1 pseudogene is annotated in these 410 nt (G+C 65.6%); it reads right to left on the bottom strand.

Annotated features, from left to right (window positions below):
- A pseudogene (locus EN807_RS32825) lies at positions 1-310 on the bottom strand (nucleoside/nucleotide kinase family protein); the annotation flags it as partial.
- Between the last annotated feature and the right edge of the window lie 100 nt (positions 311-410).

A 410-nucleotide genomic window follows, 5' to 3' on the forward strand; every position in this document is an offset into this window, starting at 1 on the left:
CGAAGACCGGGATGGCGATGTCCGGCTCGCCGGAGCGGATGCGCTTCAACAGCGTCTCGAAGCCGGCGAAATCGAAGGTTTCCGGCGCGCCCTTGCGAGGGCGCAAGCCGCGGCGGTGGAGGATGATGTCGTCATAATGGAAGCCGTCCATCGGCACGACCTCGGAACTGCCCTCGGGCAAAAGCTCATGCAGCGCAGCGGACAGGGTCGACTTGCCGGAGCCGGGCGGACCGGCGATAGCGACAACAAAGCGCTTGGCCTTGCCGGCGCGCTTGAAGATGGCGGCTGTGATATGGGCGATCTTGGACATCGGCGCCTCTCCCCCGGTAAGGTTGCGGCCCGTATCTTGGCGGGTGCGAGTGGAAATTTCAAACCGGGAATGGCCGCGAGCGCTCAGGCCGGCACCGAGC

Source organism: Mesorhizobium sp. M5C.F.Ca.ET.164.01.1.1 (assembly GCF_004792125.1).
GTDB lineage: Bacteria > Pseudomonadota > Alphaproteobacteria > Rhizobiales > Rhizobiaceae > Mesorhizobium > Mesorhizobium wenxiniae.